Raw genomic sequence first — 20,706 nt, forward strand, 5'->3', positions numbered from 1 at the left:
CTCCAATGAAGTTGAAAATCAGGAAAATCGTTTGCCGGAGTTCACGATTTTCATTTTACGATAATAAATTGATTTATTCGAGAAATTTGTGATTTATTTGATTTATTCCATGTTTTTTTGAGGCCGCCGGATGAAAGACTGGCTGGGGCATGTGATGAAAAGCAACACTGTGCAGATATCGCGTGCTGGCGTGTGCCACGCTTTGCCGATTAGTGAAAAAATGGGATTTGCTTGATTGCCATCAAATACGGTGCGCAGGCGCGTGCCGCCGACTGACTCTTGTAAAGGAGCATCATGACTGCCTCTGCCCGGCCTGGACCCTTGTTAGTATTCACCGCAGTCATCTTCATCCTGCTTGGACTGGCGCTTGCCGGCGGCGGCGCCTGGCTTGTCAGCCTTGGCGGTTCCTGGTATTACGTGGTGGCCGGCATCGGCATGCTCGTCGCGGGCGCGCTCGTGTGGAAAGGGCGGCGCAGCGCCCAGCTTTTCCTGGCCCTGCTGCTGTTCGGCACCCTGATCTGGTCCGTCATCGAAGTGAAGTTCGACTGGTGGCAACTGCTGCCGCGCCTGGACATCTGGTTTGCGGCCGCCGTCTGGCTGCTGCTGCCGTTCGTCGACCGCCGCCTCGATCCGCCGTTGACGGCCGGCGTAAAACCGCGCGACGCGGGCAAGAGCGCCCTGACGGCGGCCGTGGTGCTGACGGCCGCCGTGGGCGTGTTCTCGCTGTTCCAGGATTACACCACCCTGCATGGCGAAGTGCCGGCCGAAAACATGGCCGCCGTGCCGCAAGGCGATGTCGCGCCGGGCGTGGCGCCCAACGACTGGGCAGCGTATGGCCGCTCCGGCTATGGCGACCGTTATGCGCCGGCCGCGCAGATCACGCCGGCCAACGCCGCGCAGCTGAAACAGGCGTGGGTGTACAACACGGGCGACTTCAAGGGGCCGAACGATCCGGGCGAGATCGCCAACGAGGTCACGCCCCTGAAGGTCAATGGCATGCTGTACCTGTGCACGCCGCATAACATCGTCATCGCGCTCGATCCGGACACGGGCAAGGAACTGTGGCGCCACGATCCGAAGATCAACCGCGACGCGTCGAGCTACCAGCACATGATCTGCCGCGGCGTCGCCTATTGGGACGTCAACGCGGGCCGCGCCAAGGGCGACCCTGCGCCCGAGGCGGCCGGCATGGAGTGTCCGCGCCGCATCTTCGCGCCCACCATGGATGCGACCCTGATCGCCGTCAATGCCGATACGGGCGCAGCCTGTAAAAGTTTTGGCGAAAACGGCGTGATCGGCCTGTACCACGGCATGGGCATGAAGAAGCGGGGCTTCTTGATGCCGACGTCGCCGCCGGCCGTGGCGCAAAACGTGGTGGTGATGGCCGCCAGCGTGACCGACAATTTTTCCACGGAAGAACCGTCCGGCGTGATCCGCGGCTACGATCCCGTCACCGGCAAGCTGATGTGGAACTGGGATGCCTCGAACCCCGACGACACGGCGCCGATCGCCGACGGCAAAACCTATACGAACAACTCGCCCAATTCCTGGGGCGTCTCCAGCGTCGATGAAAAGCTGGGCATGGTGTATATCCCGATGGGCAATGAAACGCCCGACACGTGGGGCGGCAACCGCAATCCGAACGGCGAGAAATACAATAGCGCCATCGTCGCGCTGGACCTGGCGACGGGCAAGGTGCGCTGGGTCTACCAGACCGTGCACCACGATATCTGGGACATGGATATCGGCGGCCAGCCCACCCTGGTCGACATCGATACGCCAAAAGGCAAGGTGCCGTCCGTCGTGGCGACCACCAAGCGGGGCGATATCTACGTGATCGACCGGCGCGACGGCAGCCTGGTCGTGCCGGCGCCGGAAAAACCCGTGCCGACGGCCAACGCCGCCCCTGGCGACAAGCTGTCGCCCACGCAGCCGTTCTCGGCCCTGACATTCCTGCCCGAGAAGCACATCAGCGAAACGGATATGTGGGGCACGACGCCGTTCGACCAGCTCGCTTGCCGCATCATCTTCCGCCAGCACCGCTATGAAGGGCCGTTTACGCCGCAAACGGTGGCCGAAGGCAAGATCAAGGGCGCCATCATTTCGCCCGGCCCGCTGGGTATCTTCGAATGGGGCGGAGCGGCCGTCGATCCCGTGCGCCAGCTGCTGCTGGTGAACCCCGACTACATGGGCTTCCTGGAACGCCTGGTGCCGCGCGCGCAAGCCAATGCGCCGGGCGGCACGGGCACGGAAATGGGTTTACAACCGCAGACGGGCGTGCCGTTTGCCGTGGAAATCAAGCCTTTCCTGTCGCCGCTGGGCTTTCCATGCCAGGCGCCGCCGTGGGGATATATCGCCGCCGTCGACCTGCGCACCATGAAAAAAGTGTGGATGCACAAGAACGGCACCACGCGCGACAGCGCCCCCGTGCCCATCGCCTTGCCGCTGGGCGTACCGAGCCTCGGCGGCATGAGCACGACGGGCGGTGGCGTGGCCTTCCTCAGCAGCACGCTCGACTACTACATCCGCGGCTACGACGTGCGCAACGGTAAAACCGTATGGAAAGCCCGCCTGCCGGCCGGCGGCCAGGCCACGCCGATGAGTTATGTCTCCGACAAGACGGGCAAGCAGTACGTGGTGGTCATGGCCGGCGGCCACGGTTCGCTGGGCACGAAGATGGGGGACAGCCTGGTGGCGTTTGCTTTGCCGGACGAAGCGGTGAAGGAAGCTGGGAAAGCGAAATAAGCGCTACGCATCCGCGGCATGGACGGGCCATGCCGCGGATGAACTGCCGTTGAGGCGCCCGACCTTACTGCAAGCGGCGATTCAAGACGATCAGTTCGGCATTCCCCGCGTTATCGTCTGCCATCGCGTAGAGCACTACCGCATAAGCACGATCGCTCGTCTTGTTGATGCTGGAAATGATCAAGTTGTCACGGGGTATGGACAAAAGCTCCTTGGTCAGAAAATTCCTGTAGCCTTGCTCACCTTTGCTATAGAAGATTTCCAATAACTTATCATTTTTCGTGGTCAGCCAGCCATTACCAAACTCGCTATTGAAACGGGTGATGAAAGTGTCGTCGCCGATGTTGACCGGCTGCCATGTATTGAACAATGGGTCAGCAAAGTCCACCAATTCAATGACGGCACTTGCACCATTCCCATCTATTTTCTGGATAACGAGCTTGTCTTTTTCCTGTGCCAGCAGATAAGAATTCCCGTCGAAGGAAGCGCTTAATATCTGCAAAACATAGATGCCATCCGAGTTGATTTCACGATGCCGAATCACATTGCCTTTTTCATCAAGCTCCCGGTGCAGGAGCAGGCTGTCTTCATTGGCCAGCAAATGAATCGCCTTGTTGGCAATGCTGATTCTGTTATTTGCGGGCAATGGGACCTTGATATTGTTTTTCTTTTTTAGTTTTCCATTGATAAATTCGATGGCCAGGATCTTATCGGGTTTGCTGTCATAGAAATCCACATCGTGGAATATCGAACAGGTTTCCGTTGTCCCGATGAAGTTTCCTGTAAATGGACGGCTGCCCTTCGGTATTTCCACGTCGTCACGATCAAAGATGGGAATGCTGATTTCCAGTTCCTTGTCAGGATGATAGGGGATGACGGACACATAGTTTTCCTGATCCGGACTCAGGAACAATGTCGGCAAAATTCCGTCATCCTCGGCGTAGTTATCGATCGCGCCATCCATCTCAACAATCGTATAAATCAGCTTATACGTGCCATTTTTCCCGTATACATAGTTCGCCAGCAGCGTCTTTTCAGCAAATGCAATGCTGTCTTTTGCCGATACCTGTGTCTCAGCGACGAGCGTTGTCATGGTGCACAGGTCGCCCTGTGTAACAGACGATGCATAGGGCGTTACCTTGTCGAGGTTTTTCATGCGTCAGATATCTCCGTGTCTTATTGCGTGGCCAATCCCAGCTTCAGTCCCACCAGCTTGCCCGGCGCGGCATCCGTTTTTTCCGGCGCGCCCGCGCTGACCCTGGCCGCTGGAGTGCCATCCTGCTGCAATGCCGCCAGAATCGCTGCGCTGCGCTGGGCGCCCAGCTTGCTCAAGGCATCGGCAGGCAGGGGCTGCTTCGCTTCCAGCCGCTCGCGCAAGCCGTTATAGAACGCGCCCGTGTCGGCCACTTGCGGTTCGCCTTCGATCAGCTTGCCCAGGCGCTGCCAGACGGGAATCTTGGCCGCTGCCGGCGCGGAGGCGCTGGCGGAGGCGGCCGCTGGGGCAGGTGCGGCCGACTCCGCCGCCTTTTTCTGCTTGTCCAGCTCAGCCTTGCCGAAGCGTTCGCCGTACAGGTCGCGCAGGGCGCCACGGACCTTGCGTTCGCCCAGGTTCAACGGCCCCGGTTCTTCGCCCGCTTCGAGCTTGATGCCGGCCTTGGCGGCGACGGCGCGGCGCACGGCCTGGGCGCGCAGGGCTGCCCCGTCCGTGTCGCTGTACTGGCCCGGCACGGCCAGCTTCAGCTGTTCGCGCTTGGCGAGGATTTGCGCCACCTGCTTGAGTTTTTCCCGCTCGGGCGGCAGCAGCACGGCGCTGCCCGCATCGAAGTCGATGGCTTCGAGCTTGTCGGCGCTGATGCCCAGCAAGTTGCCCAGCGCGCGGAACGGCGCCGTGACGATTTTCGTCAGCACATTGCCCACGGCTTTCCAGACCAGGGCGCCATAGCTGAATTGCGGGTCGTTCATGTCGCCGGACACGGGCAGGCCCAGGTCGATGCGCCCGTCGCTGTCCTTGAGGATGGCCAGCGCCAGTTCCAGCGGCAGTTTCAGGGCATCGGGACTGTCGATGCGCTCGCCCAGGGTCAGCTTGTCGAGCACGATCTGGTTGGTACCGTCGAGCTGGCGGTTGCGCACCTTGTATTGCAAGTCCAGCGAAATCTTGCCTTCCGCTACTTTATAGCCGGCAAACTTCATCGTGTACGGCGAGGCGGACACCATGTCGACGTTCTTGAAGACCACGTTCAAGTCCGTGTTGTCGGTGGGGGCGAAGGGATTCAATTGTCCGCGCACGCGCGCCAGGCCGAATTCGTCGATGCGGCCATCGAGTTCGATCTGGCTGCGCGCATCGCGCTTGGTCGACAGGCCCGTGACGACGCCGTTGAGTTCATAGATCTTGGCGGCAAACTGCGGCCGCAGGCTCAGGTCGGCAAAGTCCAGCTTGGCATTCTGCAGGCGCACGCGGCGTACGCGCACGGGGAAACCGGCGTCGGCCGCTGGCGCGGTGGCGGTAGCAGGAGCGGGTGCCGTGGCCGGCTCCGGCGCCTTCACCAGCAGCCGCTGGGCATTGAGGCTGCGGTCATTTTCGATGATCAGCTGGGCGTTCGGTTCCACCACGCGCAGCTCGGGGATGTCGACAAAGTCGGGACCCACGCTGGCCGTCAGCTTGTCGGCGCGCACGCTTTTCCACGAGGCGAAGCGCTTGCCATCCGTTTCATTGAGCACGAGGCCGGCGATGTCCACGCCGCCCTCATAGCGTACTTTCGGCGCTTTCGGCGCGCCGCCGCCCGTCGTCAGGCGGCCGCTGCCGGAGAGGGTGCCGCCCGCCAGCTTCAGTTTCAGATGCTGCGCCAGCAAGGGTTGTACGGGGGCCAGGGTCAGCTGTTTCAAATTCAATTGTGCATCGACGGCGCCCGTGCCCGGCACGAACTTGCCATTCGCCGTGAGCAAGCCGCCTTCGCGCAGGCCCACGCCCAGTTCGAACGGCAGCGCCTGCTGCATATCGTTGCTGACCTTGTGCAGCGACAGCCGCGCATCCTGCAGCGTGCCCTTGATGCCCGTGCCCGCGTCGTCGAAACGGGCGCCGAACTTGCTCAGTTCCACCTTGTCTACCATGGTGGACCACGGCGCGGAAGGCGCGTCCTTGGCAGAGTCAGCCTTGCTGGAGGTAAACACGGGCAGTTTTTGCGCGATCGCAAATTCTCCCTGGCGGTTGCGTGCCAGGTCGATCTGCGCACCGCTGGCCGTCACGGCGCCCAGGTGCACGCTATGCGCCGCCAGGTCGATCTTGCCTTCCGTAAAGCCCAATTGGGCCAGCTTGAATGGCGTTTGCGCACCGCGCTGCATGGCCAGGTCGGCCAGGCTGAAATTGGCGCCGTCGATGACGGTCGACATGCCCGCTGGCCCCTGCTGCATGCCCAGTTGCAACTGAGCTTGCAACTGTCTTGCGCTCAGCTGGAGGGTCGGCGAGACGGTTTCATCGATGGCGGACACGTCCATATTGGCCAGGGCCAGCCGATGCAAGTCCACTTTCCATTTGCCAGGTTTCGATGGCGCGGCGGCTGCAGGTTCGGGATTGCCCGGCAGCATCAGGTTCGCCACGTCGATCTCGCCCTTGCTGTCGCGCCGCACAGCCACCTTGCCGCCGTACAGATTGATTTTATCCACGCTGACGTTCTGGCGCGCCAGGTCCGCGTTGACGCCGGCGATGCCCAAGGTGTTCAGCGACGTAAATGCTTCTCCTTTTCCGTCACGTACCAGCGCCAGGTCGCGCAAGGCCAGGCCCGCACCCTTGACGGTCGCTTCCAGCTTGCCGTCGGCATAGGAAAAGGCGTAGGGCAGGCGCGCCGACAGCGTACCGCTGCTCACCGTCGCCCGCGTGTACGCCTTCAAATACGCTGCCAGGCCGGGCAGGGAAGCGTCGTTCAATATCAGTTCGCCTTCGCCGCGAATCGGGCTGAGCGAAGCCGTGCCGCGCCAGTGCAGCTTGCCGCCGCGTGCCGCGTCGGCGCTCAGGCTGTAGCTGCCGTTGGCGTCGGGCAGGGTGGAGATATTGTCGAGCTTGAAGTTGATCGGCGTGAAGTTATCCGCATAGCCCGCTTTCTGATCTTGCCAGTCCACTTTGCCTTGTTCCAGCGCAAAATGGGCGATGACGAGGCGCGGCATGCCGCCGTCGCTCTTTTCCGGGTGCTTGCGTTGCCAGGTGGCCAGCACTTCGGCCAGGTTGAACTTGCCGTCCGGCGTGACCGTCAGCTGCGCCTGCGGCGCCATGATGCGGATTTCCGCCAGGCTCCAGGCACGGCGCACGATGGATTTCCATTCCAGCTGCACGGCCAGCGCGCCGATGGACAGCAGCGGCGCACCGCTCTTGCCATCCGCGCTGGGCGCTTCCTTGAAAGCGATCTTGTCCGCTTCCAGGCGCAGGGTAAACGGGTTGAAGCGTACCTCGTCGATGCTGGCCTGGCGTGCCAGTTCTTTCTCGGCAAATTTGGGCAGCTGGTGCTTGATAACGTAGGGCACCAGCCAGAAGCCGGCCGCGCTGTAGGCGGCGAGGGCGCAGCCGGTGCCGATGGCCCAGCGCTGCCAGCGTTTCCAGCGAAATGTTTTCGTCTGCACGCTTTTGTTGTCGATTGTGTTCACGAACTTACCTTTTGATCTTGTTGGGGCGGCACATCCTGCACGCCGTGACTGTCAGTATGCCTTTTTGCTGACTCATCTGCAAAATTCAAACGTGTTCAAGTGATAACAGGCGCCACGGTGGCCTTGTTTCTCCTGTAAAACTCACACAAACTCACTCTTACTTGATAATGATTCTCATTATCGGTATCATGCGCGCTAACCGTAAGTTTCCATCCGTACATATTTTCTCATTGAAAGCCCGATGTCATGCCTGTCGTCTCTCCCCGCACCCGCTTGCTTCCAGTCGCCGCAGCCCTGTCGCTGGCCTTTGCTTCCCACGCCGCGTTGGCGGTCAATGGGGCCAGCGGCCAGGACGATCTGACGGCTGGCGATGAGAAAGTCATGCAAGCCGTGCAAGTGACGGGTACGCGTGCGCAAGGCCTGGTGCCCGTCACGACGGAGGCGGGCAGCTTTCGTGGCGCCAACATCATGGACGTGCCGTCAACCGTCAACGTGATCACGCGCGAATTGCTGGAACAGCAAGCCGTGTCCGGCCTGTACGATGCCGTGCGCAATACGGCCGGCGTGACGCGCCAGCAAAACGGCGGCGAAACGTGGGATCAGTTGGTCATCCGCGGCATTGCCGTGGAAAACCGCACGAATTACCGCCTCAACGGTTCCATGCCCATCATGAACTTTTCGCAAGTACCCATGGAAAACAAGGAGCGCGTGGAAGTGCTGAAGGGCGCCTCGGCCCTGTACTACGGTTTTACCTCGCCGGCCGGCGTCGTCAACTTTGTTACCAAGCGGGCTGGCAGCCAACCCGTCACCAGCATGGGCCTGAGTCTCGACGACCGTGGCAGTGCCGTGGCGCATGTCGACGTGGGTCGCCGTTTTGGCGCGCAGCAGGAGTTCGGCGTGCGCATCAACGCGGCCGGCGGCACCCTGGGTTCCTACCTCGATCATGTCGGCAATGGCAACCGCAGCTTTCTCTCCACAGCGCTGGACTGGCGGGTGACAAATAAACTGCTGCTCAAGGCGGACCTGGAATACGACCGCCGCAAGGTGACGGAGCAGGCGGGCGTGGCCTTGCCGGCCGCCGTGAAAGGCGTGATCAGCCTGCCGCGTGCCGTCGACCCGCGCCAGCTGATCGGCCCGGATTGGTCCAATTTCGAGGCGCAGACGAAAAACGCGCAATTGCGCGCCGATTACGCCATCGCCGATGGCTGGGCCTTGACGGTGGAAGCTGGGCACTCGGAAACGGCGCGCGACCGCCGCCTGGCCATCTTCCGCCTGAATAACGCGGCGGCGCTGGCCACAGGCGCGGGCCGCATCACGGGCAATATCCAGCACAGCGTGACGGCGTCGGACTTGTTGCGCGCGGAACTGGCCGGCAATTTCAATACGGGTTTGATTGCCCATGAATTGACCCTGGGCGCCTCGCGCACGGACAAGTCGCAAGATGCTATCTACCAGAGCAATTACACGATCGCGTCGCAAAACCTGTACAGCCCCGTACCCGTGACGAATGTCGTGTTCGGCCCCAGGCCGACGGCGCCCACGACGGCTGCGCTGGACACGCGCGACACGGGCTTGTACGCGCTCGACCGCATGGTCTTCAGCCCGCAATGGCAAAGCGTCATCGGCGTACGCCGCAGCAGTTATCAGAGCGACCAGGGCGCCAGCCATTACGACGTCAGCAAGACGACGCCGATGGCCTCATTGATCTACAAGGCCACGCCCGAACTGTCGTTGTACGCGTCCACGGCGCGCGGGCTGGAAGAGGGTGAAACGGGCCCGACGGGCACCGTCAACCAGGGCGTCAAGATGGCGCCCGGCGTGAGCAAACAGAAAGAGCTCGGTGCGCGCTGGCTGACGCCGGGCGGCACCCTGGTCTCCGCCGCGCTGTTCGACATCACGCGTCCCGGTTATTACACGAATACCGGCAATCTCTTCACGTCGGATGGCGAACAGCGCTATCGCGGCCTGGAAATCTCGACGCAAGGCAAACTGACGCGCCAGCTGTCGTGGCAGACGTCGGCCCAGTTGCTCGACCCGAGGTTTGCGCACATCAACGCCGACTACAACGGCAAGGCGCCGGAAAACGCGTCGAAACGCACGGCCAGCGCCTTCCTCGCCTATGCCTTCGACGCTGTACCGGGCCTGTCCCTCAATGGCGGCGCATATTATTACAGCGCCCGTCCCGTGAACGACCTGAACCAGGCCTTTCTCGGAGGCGTGACCTTGTTCAGCGCGGGCGCCCGCTATGCCAGCACGCTAATGAATAAGGCCGTCGTGTGGCAACTGAACGTGGAGAACCTTGCCGACAAGCGCTACTGGGCTGGCGCCGGCACGCGCCTGGCTTCCGGCGCGCCACGCGCCATCAAGCTGTCGATGAAGGTGGATTTGTAAGGCGGGAAAAGGGCCGGCTTGACTTGCGCGCTGTCCACGGTGTGCTTGCCCTGATACAATGTTGCCATGTTCATCAGCAAAGGCAAGGCCAGTATCGTCCTGTGGATCGCGTGCATCGCCATCTTCCTGGCTACGCTCGCCCCCACGGCGTCGCGCGCGCTGACGGTCGCCAGCGGCATGGCCGTGCCCAGCCTGGAAATCTGCTCGGTGGCCGGCGGCATGAACATGCTGCCCGCGACACTCTCCCCGGACGCGCCCGACACCTCCAAGGGCGGCATGCGCATGGGAGATTGCCCGTGCTGCAGCATGCATGCGGCCACCCTCGATATTCCCCCAACGACCCTGGTGCTCGCGTCCGGAGAAATCCTCACGGGCTTGCTGCCCACGCTGTTCTACCAGTCCCCCACGCCCCTGTTCGCCTGGACGCCCGTCCAGCCACGCGGGCCGCCTGCCGCTTTCTGATCTGTCCCTTTCCCTGAACGGCCTTGCGCCGCGCGGCACCGTGCTGCGCTGGCGTGCGTTCGTCTTATCCATACAGAATCTGAAAGCCGCACCATGAAACAGTTATCGTTATTGATTTCCCTCGCCGTCGCCCTGCCCGCCGTGGCGCAAACGCGTACCGAAGAGGTTTTGCCCGAGATGAAAGTCATCGTCACGGGCCTCAAGCAAGGCTACCGTCCCGCCGCCGACACGGCGCTGATGCTCAGCAGCACACCCGGCTACAGCGTGGCGGCCGGTGGCGGCGTGTCCGGCTTGCCATTGGTTAATGGCTTTGCGGATGACCGCATCAAGATTCGCATCGACGGCATGGAATTGACGTCCGCCTGCGCCAATCACATGAATGCGCCGCTGTCCTACATCGATCCGCAACAAGTGCAGCGCATTCGCCTGATCGCCGGCGTGACACCCGTCAGCGCGGGCGGCGACAGCATCGCCGGCACCATCGAGGTGCAGTCGAACGCGCCCGTGTTCGCCCAGCCCGGTGCGCCGCTGCTCACGCAAGGCAGCTTTGCCGTGTCGGGACGCGGCGTCAACAACAGCGTGGCGACCAGCGTGCATGCTTCGGCAGCCAGCGAGGTGCTCAGTATCGGCTACAGTGGCGCCACCACGCGCGGCCACAGCTATGAAGATGGCCACGGCAACACCGTGCTGGCCAGCATGTTTGAAAGCATCAACCAGGCCATCGTGCTGGCGGCGAAGGGCGACGGGCAGCAGCTGACCCTGCGCGCCGGCGTGCAGCACATCCCGTACCAGGGTTTCCCGAACCAGTATATGGACATGACGGACAACCATGGCCAGTTCGCCAACCTCGCTTACCAGGGCACATTTTCCTGGGGCGTGTTCGACGCGCGCGCCTATTGGCAGCAGACGGACCATGAGATGGGCTTTTTCACGCCCGAGCGCACGGGCACGATGCCGATGCTCACGCACGGGCGCAACACGGGCTATGCGCTGATGGCCAGCTTGCCGATGGCGGCGGGCGAGTTGCGCCTGGGCCAGGAGTGGCACGGCTTCCGCCTCGACGATGTCTGGCCGGCCGTGCCCGGTTCCATGATGATGGGGCCGCGTACCTATTTGAACATCAATGACGGCAAGCGCGACCGCACCGTGCTGTTCGGCGAGCTGGAAACGCGCCACGATGCGCGCTGGACGAGCGTGCTGGGCGTGCGCGGCGAATCCGTGCGCATGGAGTCGGGCGACGTGCAATCGTACGGCACCAACATGATGAACATGCCGGACGTGATGGCCGCCAAGGCCTTCAATGCGCGCAGCCGTAGCCAGCGCGACACGAATATCGATGCCTCGGCGCAAGCGACGTTCACGCCCGATGCGACCAGCAGCTATGCATTCGCGCTGGCGCGCAAGGTGCGCTCGCCCAATCTGTACGAGCGTTACTCGTGGGGCCGCGGTTCGATGGCCATGACCATGACCAACTGGTTTGGCGACGGCAACGGCTATGTGGGCAATATCGACTTGAAACCCGAGACGGCGTACACGGCCGCGTTCACGGCCGACTGGCATGGCGGCGGCGAGGACGGCTGGTTCCTGCGCGTCAATCCCTATTACAGCAAGGTCGACAATTACATCGACGTCGACGTGCTGGCGCCTTTCCACCCGTATATGAAAATGGGCGCGAACGGCAACTTGCTGCGCTTTGCCAACCACGACGCCAAATTGTACGGCGCCAATCTGGCCTGGCAGCTGCCGCTGGCCAGCAGCACCCGCTGGGGCCGCTTCATGGCGACGGGCAATGCCGCTTACACGCGGGGCAAGCGCAGCGATGGCGGCGACCTGTACCGGATGATGCCGTTCAACGCCTTGTTCGCCGTCGAACACAGGCTGGGCGCCTGGAGCAGCCGCATCGAAACGAAGATCGTGGCCCGCAAGGACAAGGTCGATGCCCGGCGCTTCGAACCGGAAACAGGCGGCTATGCGCTCGTCAACCTGCGCAGCAGCGTGGCATTGAGCAAAATGGCCAGCCTGAGCGCCGGCGTGAGCAACCTGTTCAACCGCGCGTATGCGGACCCGCTGGGCGGCGTGTATCTGTCGGGACTGAAGGCAAACGGCGGGGCGCTGCAAGCCTTGCCGGCCGAGGGCCGGTCGATTGATCTGGGGCTGCAGCTGAAGTTCTAAGGATTTATTTAATCAGCGCGCGCCTTCCTGCTACCTGGGCGGAAGAAGGCGCACGCTGGCATCGCCGCATCGGCGAGCGCCATGTGGTCGTGACAATGTGCGCATGTTTCTCGACGGTAATTTGTTATGCTCTCTGGCGCCTGCTTCAGGCGTTTGGCGCACAGGGGTGCGATAGCGGAGGCTGAAGGCTTAATCTGCTCAAATGAAGCTGACTTAATATAAAGGTGTCCATGATCGCATTTAAAGATTTTCGTTCGACTACCCCGGGCAGTCCGCTTTCCGATGGCATGGACCGGTCGCTGGTATTGGCCAATGACTGGCTGCTAAAAACGGGCGTCCATCCGGTCAGCATCGAAACCATCAAGGAAGCGAGGGGCTGGATGGCGATCAGCCAGGTTGAGCGAGGTTTACGGGTGTGGTATGAAGTGGCGGCTCTTCCCTTGAGTCCCTGATCTGCTCAGCCACGCCATCCCCAACTCATCCCGCACAGAACCATCAATTTCCGCCGCCGCTCTTTTTCCGCCGTGACCCCGTCAGCACGCGCAACGCGGTGGCGATCGGTACCTTGTTCTTGGCCAGATAGGCGGCGGCCGTGGCGGTATCGAGCATTTCCTGGAAAATAATACCGACCTCGACCTTTTGGGCCGTCAAATCGTCCTGCCTTGCGCAGTCGAGGGTATCCATATTTGTAGCAGTGGCCTTGTCATTCTTGGAGCGCATTTTTGCCTCGGTAGAAAAGAGAAAAAATGTCTCCTTTTATTTGCCTTTAAGATAACTTATTTTTGTGCCTTTGTGGAAATTTTTCTTTAATCGATAGTGCATTCAAGAATTAAATTTAGCTATGGGCGGCGCTCCGTGCCTGGGGATGACTGCGGGATACATGATCTCCCGTCACCCATTGCCTGATCAACCATCCTTTGCCAGCGGCGCCCGGATGCGGTCTAATCATGGTTTGTTCCTACACGAGCTTGCCATGCTGCCCACTCCCGCCATCGCCGCGCTGCGCGAAAAATTTCCCCTGATCACAGAACTGATGGCCTTGCAGCCCTTGAGCTGGTTCAATCCCCGCATCGCCCCCGCCGCCGAAGGCTTGAAGGACGTGGGCTTGACGGCGGACGACGTGGCCGATGCCAGCGCGCGCCTGGCGCGTTTTGCGCCGTATCTGGCCAAGGCGTTTCCGGAAACGCAGGCCGGCGGCGGCGTCATCGAGTCGCCCGTCGTGCCGTTGCCCGCCATGCAGGCGGCGCTGGGTTTAGCCTCAGGCATGACGAGCGGTCAGCTGTGGCTCAAGCAGGACAGCCATTTGCCCATTTCCGGCTCGATCAAGGCGCGCGGCGGCATCTATGAAGTGTTGAAACATGCGGAAATGCTGGCGCTGGACGCGGGCTTGCTGAAGGAGGGCGACGATTACAGCCTGCTGGCCAGCGACGCCGTGCGCGCCTTTTTTGGCCAGTATGCGATCGCCGTCGGTTCCACGGGCAATCTGGGCTTGTCGATCGGCATCATGAGCGCGCGCCTGGGCTTTCGCGCCACCGTACACATGTCGGCCGATGCGCGCCAGTGGAAAAAGGATAAATTGCGCAGCCATGGCGTCACCGTCGTCGAGTACGCGACCGACTACAGCGTGGCCGTGGAAGCGGGGCGCAAGCAGGCGGAGGGTGACCCCACCTGCCACTTCGTCGACGATGAAAATTCGCACGATCTGTTTCTCGGCTACGCGGTGGCGGGCCAGCGCCTGAAAGCCCAGTTTGCCGCGGCCGGCGTCGCGGTAGACGAGGAGCACCCGCTGTTCGTGTACTTGCCGTGCGGCGTGGGCGGCGGTCCCGGCGGCGTGGCCTTCGGTCTGAAGCTGGCGTTCGGCGATTTTGTTCACTGCGTGTTCGTCGAGCCGACCCATTCGCCGTGCATGCTGCTGGGCGTGCACACGGGCTTGCATGAAGGCATCAGCGTGCAGGAGATCGGCATCGACAACCTCACGGCCGCCGATGGCCTGGCCGTGGGACGCCCGTCCGGCTTCGTCGGGCGCGCCATGCAGCGGCTGATCGACGGCTACGCCACCGTCACCGATGAAGAACTGTACCGCTTGCTGGCGACGCTGGAGCAAACGCAAGGCTTGCGCCTGGAGCCGTCCGCCGTGGCCGGTTTCGCGGGCATCAATCCCGTGCTGGCGGCGCCGCAATACCGACAGCACCTGGACAAGGCCACGCACCTCGTATGGGGCACGGGCGGCAGCATGGTGCCGGCACAGGAAATGGCCGCCTACGTGGCGCGCGGCCGCGCCTTGCTGGCGGCCGGAGCCGCGTGATGCCGGCCGGCGCGCCGCGCATGTCCACGCTGACGGCCAGCCAGTTCGCCAACCTGCACACGTTCCTCGTGGCGGCGCGCCATGCCAGTTTTGCGCTGGCCGCGCAGGAACTGGCGCTCACGCCCAGCGCCGTCAGCCACCGCATCGCGCGGCTGGAAAGCAGCCTGGGCTTGCGGCTGTTCCAGCGCCTGACGCGGCAAGTCAGACTGACGGCCGACGGCGAACGCATCTTCGCCGCCCTGCAGGCTGGCTGGGATGGTCTGCATGCGGCGCTGGCCGGCGGCGATGCGCTGGCAGGCAGCATCACTGTGCATGCGCGCCCGTCCATCGCCCAGTGCTGGCTGGTGCCGCGCCTGGCAGGTTTCGCTGCGCAATATCCGGACGTGTCGATCGACTTGCGCGTGGGCAATGAAAGCGTGGACTTTCGCGCCGGCCAGGTCGACCTGGCCTTGCACTATGGCGACGGCCACTTTCCGGGCCTGGCCTCGCGCAAGCTGATGGATGAATGGCTGGCGCCCGTGTGCAGCCCGGAATATGCGCGCGAACACGGCTTGTTTGAGGCGCCGCGACAGCTGGCCAGTGCGATGCTGCTGCACGATACGCTGGCCTGGCCCGCTTGCGCGCCCGATGCCGAGTGGCGGCTGTGGCTGGACGCGCAGGCGCCCGAGGTGACCTTGCCCGCGCGCAGCCTGCGTTTCGACCGCGCCGACCTGTGCGCGCAAGCGGCCATCCACCACGCGGGCGTGGCCATGGGGCGGCGCCAGCTGGTGCAGCCGTGGCTGGCCAGCGGCCAGCTGTTGCTGCCGTTCGGCCCATTTGCCTTGCGCAGCCCGCAGGCGTACTACCTCGTGCATGCCGCGCGGCCGCTGCCGGCGCGCGTGCAGGCGCTGCTGGACTGGCTGCTGGGGCAGGCAATTTGATACACTGCGCCCCTTGTTGAAGAACCTGCCTGAAAGAACCGCCATGCCGTCATTCCCACCGACCTCCGCCGCGCCAGCGCAATTGCGCGAGTTACGCACCACTGCGCTCGCCTGCCTGCTGGAACCGGACCCGGCGACCAAGGTGGCGATGGTGGCGGCCATGGCCGAGGCCGAACTGGCGCTGGACACCAAGGCGTTTCTGGCCCCGACCGGCGCCGTGCCGGGCCGGCCCGAGCGTCCGGAACTGGTGCCGCCGCGCCTGGTGGGACGGCGTTCGATGATCACGCCGGAAGGCCGCGCCATGCTGGTGCACGCGCTTGCCCACATCGAGTTCAACGCCATGAATCTGGCGCTCGACGCCCTGTGGCGCTTCCCGGACTTGCCCTTTGACTACTACACGGACTGGCTGCGCGTAGCCAAGGAAGAGGCCACGCATTTCGCCATGCTGCAGGCGCATTTGCAGGTGCTGGGCCATACGTATGGCGATTTTCCCGGCCACGACAGCCTGTGGGAAATGGTCGACAAGACGCGCGGCGACGTGCTGGCGCGCATGGCGCTGGTGCCGCGCACGCTGGAAGCGCGGGGGCTCGATGCGATTCCCCCGCTGCGCGCCAAGCTGGCGCAGGCGGGCGACATGGCCGCCGCCGCCATCCTCGACATCATCCTGCGCGATGAAGTGGGGCACGTGGAGATCGGCAACCGCTGGTATGGCTACCTGTGCGATCAAAGGGGCCTGGAATTGCGCGCCACGTATGCGGAACTGGCGCTGCGCTACGAAGCGCCCACCCTGCGCGGCCCGTTCAACCTGGAAGCGCGGCGCCGGGCCGGGTTTTCGGAGCTGGAACTGTCCGACTTGCCCGCCTGACGCCATCGCGGCATCGCTTCACGGATGGGCCGTCAGGCTGATGTGCCAGTGGCTCAAATGTCCCTTCTCGATATGGACTTTCATCGGCTTGAGCCAGGCGCCTGCGCCGGGGATCTTGTCGGCGGCATTGGCGGAAAAACGCCCGTCGACGAGGGCCAGCTTGACGAAGCTGGGACCGATGTAGACGACGCGCGTCCTGGCCGGCAACGCTTCCTGGGCCAGCATGGCCCGGTTGGCCGCGATCCATGCCACCAAGGCCGCCAGCCTGGGCTTTTGCGCCGGGTTGGCCACCACTTCCGCCTTCGCGTCGGCGATCAGCTTCTTGATGGCGGCGCCATTGCCCTGGCCACCCAGCGCATCCGTGTAGCCGCCCGTGCCGTCCGCGTAGCGCAAGTCGATCTGCTGGCCGTCGCTGTGGCCGCTGTGGCCGAGGATGGAGCGGCCCGCCGCCGTCTGCGTCACGTGCTGGCCGCTGATGTCGTCGAAGCGGTAGGCATTGCCAGCCAGCCAGGCGATGGCCAGGCGCGTGGCCCAGGAATCGCCGCCCGCATCGCGCGTGCCGTAGCGCCGCGCCGCCAGCGCCGCTTCATTGTTGGCCAGGTACAGGGGAATGTAGGCCGTGTCGCCCTTCAATTCCACTTGGCCCCCTTCGGCCGGGTCGGAGCTGGCATCGGTATTGTCGATGCGGCCCTTCAGGCGCACCGTGATGACGGCCTTCTTGTCGAGCTTGTCGCCGGCGAAGACGGGCAGCACCAGGCTGGGAAATTTGACCTTGCCGGGACTCTTGGTATTGACCTGAGACAGTAAATTCACCGTGCTGAAGGCGGGATTGCCGCCGCCGGCCGATATGCCGATGTTGACTTCCGTGATTGTCGCCGCCGTCGGCGTGTAGTGCAGTTCCAGCGGCAAGGTATGGGTGGCCGTGGTCGCGCCTTGCGACACGGAGACATACGGTCCCGGTAAATTGCCCGTCAGCTTGATGGGCTGCAGCACGGGGTGGCCGGCCTTGTTCGGCGAGAGGAATTTCGCCTGCGTCACCTTCAAACCCTTGCACACGAGGCTCAGTTCCACCGTCGTCACGGTGGGCAGGAAGCTGTCGCCGATATTCGTCGCGCTGACATTGCCGCCCAGGGTCAAGGCCCCATCCTTTGTTTGCTTGCTGACGTCGACGCAATCCGTCTTGACGATCGTGCCCTGCGTGAAGTGGCTCTGGTTGACGGCGCCCGCGGCGGCCAGGTTGATCCCGGGCAGCCCGGTGACGGAGTAGGACCAGGTATCGTTGTACTGGCTTTGCGCCGTCGTGAAGACGGGGTACTCGGCCGTCCTGACGGTGATTTTCACGCCCACGTTTTTCGTGCCTTTCGGCACTGTGTAGTTGACGGGCACGCTGACGGTCTGGTTTTGCGCGGCCGCCGTGGCCGTGAATTCCTTGCTGCCTTCGTCATCCTGCGGCGTCACGTCCGGCACGGCACGGGGCGCGGCTGCCTCGGCGCGCGCGGGCGGACCGGCGCCATCCTGCGTGACCGTGGCGGCCACATAGCCTTGCGGTGCGGCGCGCTGGGCCAGGCCGGGGCCGTACGGATAAACGATGGCCACGTTGATGGTGGTGCTGTTGTCGAAGACGGCGGCGCTGACGCTGACCACGCCCGGGTGGACGAGGTCGTTCAAGGTCAGCTGGTAGGTATCGGGCAGCACGCCATCGAAATGGAAAGCGCCCGTGGCATCGACCACGGCCACCTGGCGCTGGTGGCTGTTATAACCGGTCAACAGCATTTTCTTGCCAGCCAGCCCCGTGGCGTTGCCGCCTGCGGGCGTGCGCAGCTGGCCTTGCAGCACGGCACCGGACTTGATGGCGATCAAGGCATAGCTGGCCGTAAATTCGCCGTCCCGCGAAACGAAATTGAGGTTTATGTCGTAGACGCCGTTGGGCAGGAGCACCAGCATCTGCTGCATGGCGGCGGCGCTGATGCGGAAACTGTTGCTGGCCGCATCGAAGACCCAATACTGCTTGAGGCTGACGGACGCGCCGCCCGGCATCGACAGCAGGCCGTCGCTGTCGTCCTGCAGGGTCGTGGGGGCGGCGCCCATCAGGCGAAATTCCAGGGCGGCCGGCTGCAGGCGGTTGTTCGGCCCCAGTCCCGTGACGGCCAGCACGGGCGCCGTGGCGGGCACGTTGCCGTCGTCGTCCGGCTCCACATAGGTTTCCACGGCCGTCGGCAGTTCCGTCTGGATCAGCACATTCAGGGTGGTGACGCTGTTGCCCTTGCTGATCAAAAACTGCGCGTGCTGGTCCGCGCCCGTGTCGCCGGGCGTGGAAAAGCGCAGGCTGCCTTCCTGCAGCAGCACGTCCGTGACGGCGCCGCTGACCTTGACGCTGTCGGCGCCGTCCGTAAAGCCCAGCTCGGCCAGCGACAGCACGACCACCTGCGCGGGCTGTACGGGATCGAGTTCGATGCTGCCGTTGGCGCTGAAGGTCCACGCCAGGCCTGCGCTCTGGAAGGCGATGTCGCGTTCGATGCGCACGGTGATGGTGTCGTCGGGCGTGACGGTGGCGCCCGCGTCGATGTTGCCGGCGAGCACATCGCCATCGATGATGGTGCTGCCTTCGGGTACGCTGGCCAGCGCGGCTCGTACATTGCTGGCCGCCTCGTTGCTGTTGTTGCGGATGTGTACGCGGTAGGTGTAGTCCCAGGCCGTGCGGCTGACGCGCTGTTCGGCCACTTTTTCCAGCAAGGTCACTTCGAAGTCCCCTGCGGCCTGGACGCTGGTGGCCGCGGCGGCCAGCATGATTTTTGGCGTGGGCGGCTGCGTGGGATCGTTGGACCCGCCGCAGGCGCACAGGGCCGGCGCCAGCGCGGCGGCCAGCGCTGCGGCGGCCAGCTGGCGCCGCCGCAGGCAGGTCATGGCCAGCACGCCGGCCAGCAGCAGCCATGGCGTGGACGGCAGGGCGATGGCGGCCGGCTGCGTGATGCCCGTCTCGAGTTCGATGAAGGAGACGGGGTCGAGGATGGAAAACGGCTGGGCGCCGGGACTGCCCGCGCCCAGGTAATCGAAGGTGACGGAAAAGCCCGTGGCCGTGGCGCCGGGATGGATGCCGCCGGCCAGCGCCAGCGCGTCGAGGTAGCCGCTGGCGGGAATGGCGGGATCGGGCTGCACCAGCAGCACGTCCCAGCCCGGCGCCGTGGAAACGTTGTGCAGGTTGGCGTACTGGCCCACGCTGAAGAACACGGTGAATTCTTCGATGGGTACGGCCAGCGTGGTATTGCTGACCGTATAGTCGTAGCGCCACTGCGTGCCGCCCAGCGCTGTGGCCGTGTAGCCGATGCTGGTGGCGTGCGCGGCCGACACTGCGCACAGCAGCAGCGCCAGCAGCACCTGTTTGATAAAGCTCATGATCGTTCCCCCATAGACTGGCGCCAAGCGTGCCCGGGCAAGAGCTCAAGCAGGAAGCGTTCCTGGAAATTTATCGTTTGTAAAACAAGGACTTGGGCATGGCATGGCGGCCGCGGCCAGGCGCACTGTCAAATACGCTGACAGTCCTGCCCGAGGCCGGGCTCATGCCGTCGGCGCGGCCGGCGATTTGTTTTCTCAATTAAGGGATTTAATTAGTTTTAGCTCTTCAATATATATGTTTTAAAGTGACAAAGCGTGACAATAAATTAAAAAATAGGGTACATACTGACTTTGCTGCAAAACAGCTCCGTTAATATATTTTGCTGCCAGCCCGATATATTAACGTCGATAACCCCATTGGAGATATAGCATGACTGCATATGTAATCCAAAGCTTGCAAAATACGAATCTGTGCATCGGCGTCACCAGCACCGCGGCAGGTTCCCTCGTTACCCTGCAAGTGCTTTCCGGCGTCGGCGGCACGACTTCGCAATGGAATATGGACCCGAATACCGGCTACATCACGCTGGCGGCCAATCCCAGCCTGTGCCTCGACGTGCAAGGTTACGATGGCCAGCAGGGCCAGGTGATCGTCGCCACGATGACACTGGGCCGTACCAGCCAATTGTGGAATTGGGTGGGCCGCGCGCCGAACATCTCGAACGTGCAATACCCGCAAATGGTGCTGGACAACGCCAACAACAACGCCAGTCCTGGCAATCCCATCCTCGTGTGGCCCTATAACGGCGGCCAGAACCAGAAGTGGAGCTGCCTGGCCGTGCCGGCCCTGAAGGCCATGCTGGAAGCGGCGTAAGCATCCG

13 protein-coding genes are annotated in these 20,706 nt (G+C 63.1%); 9 read left to right on the forward strand and 4 right to left on the reverse strand.

Annotated elements, in window-relative coordinates:
* The first annotated feature begins 294 nt into the window (after window positions 1-294).
* A complete protein-coding gene (locus ACQ4WQ_RS09710; RefSeq protein WP_436496543.1) occupies window positions 295-2,745 on the forward strand; it encodes a membrane-bound PQQ-dependent dehydrogenase, glucose/quinate/shikimate family in 2,451 nt (816 codons plus the stop codon).
* Window positions 2,746-2,809: 64 nt separating this feature from the next.
* Here the strand turns inward: ACQ4WQ_RS09710 and ACQ4WQ_RS09715 are convergent, their stop codons facing one another.
* Together ACQ4WQ_RS09715 and ACQ4WQ_RS09720 are read right to left on the reverse strand one after the other, a co-directional pair.
* The gene (locus ACQ4WQ_RS09715) at window positions 2,810-3,901 is read right to left on the reverse strand and encodes a hypothetical protein (protein ID WP_436496545.1); all 1,092 of its coding nucleotides are present in this window, start codon (window positions 3,899-3,901) and stop codon (window positions 2,810-2,812) included.
* Between the two features lie 20 nt (window positions 3,902-3,921).
* Window positions 3,922-7,377 (reverse strand): DUF748 domain-containing protein, encoded by a 3,456-nt coding sequence (locus ACQ4WQ_RS09720; RefSeq protein ID WP_436496547.1) that lies wholly within the window; start codon window positions 7,375-7,377, stop codon window positions 3,922-3,924.
* A 246-nt stretch (window positions 7,378-7,623) separates the two neighbouring features.
* Here ACQ4WQ_RS09720 and ACQ4WQ_RS09725 point away from each other — a divergent pair, with 246 nt between their 5' ends.
* The 4 genes from ACQ4WQ_RS09725 to ACQ4WQ_RS09740 all read left to right on the forward strand — a co-directional run bounded on the left by ACQ4WQ_RS09725 (window position 7,624) and on the right by ACQ4WQ_RS09740 (window position 12,854).
* On the forward strand, window positions 7,624-9,768 hold the full coding sequence (locus ACQ4WQ_RS09725; RefSeq protein WP_436496549.1) for a TonB-dependent siderophore receptor: 2,145 nt from the start codon (window positions 7,624-7,626) through the stop codon (window positions 9,766-9,768).
* 66 nt (window positions 9,769-9,834) lie between these two features.
* Window positions 9,835-10,230 carry a DUF2946 domain-containing protein gene (locus ACQ4WQ_RS09730; RefSeq protein WP_326456345.1) on the forward strand — a complete coding sequence of 132 codons (396 nt, stop codon included), beginning with the start codon at window positions 9,835-9,837 and terminating at the stop codon, window positions 10,228-10,230.
* A gap of 93 nt (window positions 10,231-10,323) precedes the next feature.
* The gene (locus tag ACQ4WQ_RS09735; protein WP_436496551.1) at window positions 10,324-12,402 is read left to right on the forward strand and encodes a TonB-dependent receptor; all 2,079 of its coding nucleotides are present in this window, start codon (window positions 10,324-10,326) and stop codon (window positions 12,400-12,402) included.
* 230 nt (window positions 12,403-12,632) lie between these two features.
* Window positions 12,633-12,854, forward strand: a complete 222-nt coding sequence (locus ACQ4WQ_RS09740) for a hypothetical protein (RefSeq protein WP_436496553.1) — start codon at window positions 12,633-12,635, stop codon at window positions 12,852-12,854.
* Between the two features lie 43 nt (window positions 12,855-12,897).
* Here the strand turns inward: ACQ4WQ_RS09740 and ACQ4WQ_RS09745 are convergent, their stop codons facing one another.
* Window positions 12,898-13,086: a hypothetical protein gene (locus tag ACQ4WQ_RS09745; protein ID WP_326456342.1), complete on the reverse strand. Its 189-nt coding sequence runs from the start codon at window positions 13,084-13,086 to the stop codon at window positions 12,898-12,900.
* A gap of 289 nt (window positions 13,087-13,375) precedes the next feature.
* On the opposite strand from ACQ4WQ_RS09745, the gene dsdA reads away from it, so the two are divergent.
* Genes dsdA through ACQ4WQ_RS09760 form a run of 3 tightly spaced genes read left to right on the forward strand, consistent with a single transcriptional unit; the run spans window position 13,376 to window position 16,492 of the window.
* Entirely contained in the window at window positions 13,376-14,707 is a 1,332-nt protein-coding gene (dsdA, locus tag ACQ4WQ_RS09750; RefSeq protein WP_436496555.1) for a D-serine ammonia-lyase, read from the forward strand.
* 20 nt (window positions 14,708-14,727) lie between these two features.
* Window positions 14,728-15,627 carry a DNA-binding transcriptional regulator DsdC gene (dsdC, locus tag ACQ4WQ_RS09755; RefSeq protein WP_436496557.1) on the forward strand — a complete coding sequence of 300 codons (900 nt, stop codon included), beginning with the start codon at window positions 14,728-14,730 and terminating at the stop codon, window positions 15,625-15,627.
* A gap of 43 nt (window positions 15,628-15,670) precedes the next feature.
* Window positions 15,671-16,492, forward strand: a complete 822-nt coding sequence (locus tag ACQ4WQ_RS09760; protein WP_436496559.1) for a ferritin-like domain-containing protein — start codon at window positions 15,671-15,673, stop codon at window positions 16,490-16,492.
* Between the two features lie 18 nt (window positions 16,493-16,510).
* Here the strand turns inward: ACQ4WQ_RS09760 and ACQ4WQ_RS09765 are convergent, their stop codons facing one another.
* Window positions 16,511-19,885 carry a hypothetical protein gene (locus ACQ4WQ_RS09765; RefSeq protein WP_436496561.1) on the reverse strand — a complete coding sequence of 1,125 codons (3,375 nt, stop codon included), beginning with the start codon at window positions 19,883-19,885 and terminating at the stop codon, window positions 16,511-16,513.
* Between the two features lie 370 nt (window positions 19,886-20,255).
* Here ACQ4WQ_RS09765 and ACQ4WQ_RS09770 point away from each other — a divergent pair, with 370 nt between their 5' ends.
* Window positions 20,256-20,699 (forward strand): RICIN domain-containing protein, encoded by a 444-nt coding sequence (locus ACQ4WQ_RS09770; protein ID WP_326456338.1) that lies wholly within the window; start codon window positions 20,256-20,258, stop codon window positions 20,697-20,699.
* Window positions 20,700-20,706 lie beyond the last annotated feature (7 nt).

The organism is Janthinobacterium goodfellowi (assembly GCF_051380695.1).
Taxonomy (GTDB): domain Bacteria; phylum Pseudomonadota; class Gammaproteobacteria; order Burkholderiales; family Burkholderiaceae_D; genus Janthinobacterium.

What these genes read in the sequence shown, in the direction of transcription:
- ACQ4WQ_RS09710 (WP_436496543.1), top strand. Translation starts at nt 295, where the DNA reads ATGACTGCCTCTGCCCGGCCTGGACCCTTGTTAGTATTCACCGCAGTC.
- ACQ4WQ_RS09715 (WP_436496545.1), bottom strand. Translation starts at nt 3,901, where the DNA reads ATGAAAAACCTCGACAAGGTAACGCCCTATGCATCGTCTGTTACACAG.
- ACQ4WQ_RS09725 (WP_436496549.1), top strand. Translation starts at nt 7,624, where the DNA reads ATGCCTGTCGTCTCTCCCCGCACCCGCTTGCTTCCAGTCGCCGCAGCC.
- ACQ4WQ_RS09730 (WP_326456345.1), top strand. Translation starts at nt 9,835, where the DNA reads ATGTTCATCAGCAAAGGCAAGGCCAGTATCGTCCTGTGGATCGCGTGC.
- ACQ4WQ_RS09735 (WP_436496551.1), top strand. Translation starts at nt 10,324, where the DNA reads ATGAAACAGTTATCGTTATTGATTTCCCTCGCCGTCGCCCTGCCCGCC.
- ACQ4WQ_RS09740 (WP_436496553.1), top strand. Translation starts at nt 12,633, where the DNA reads ATGATCGCATTTAAAGATTTTCGTTCGACTACCCCGGGCAGTCCGCTT.
- ACQ4WQ_RS09745 (WP_326456342.1), bottom strand. Translation starts at nt 13,086, where the DNA reads ATGGATACCCTCGACTGCGCAAGGCAGGACGATTTGACGGCCCAAAAG.
- dsdA (WP_436496555.1), top strand. Translation starts at nt 13,376, where the DNA reads ATGCTGCCCACTCCCGCCATCGCCGCGCTGCGCGAAAAATTTCCCCTG.
- dsdC (WP_436496557.1), top strand. Translation starts at nt 14,728, where the DNA reads ATGTCCACGCTGACGGCCAGCCAGTTCGCCAACCTGCACACGTTCCTC.
- ACQ4WQ_RS09760 (WP_436496559.1), top strand. Translation starts at nt 15,671, where the DNA reads ATGCCGTCATTCCCACCGACCTCCGCCGCGCCAGCGCAATTGCGCGAG.
- ACQ4WQ_RS09765 (WP_436496561.1), bottom strand. Translation starts at nt 19,885, where the DNA reads ATGAGCTTTATCAAACAGGTGCTGCTGGCGCTGCTGCTGTGCGCAGTG.
- ACQ4WQ_RS09770 (WP_326456338.1), top strand. Translation starts at nt 20,256, where the DNA reads ATGACTGCATATGTAATCCAAAGCTTGCAAAATACGAATCTGTGCATC.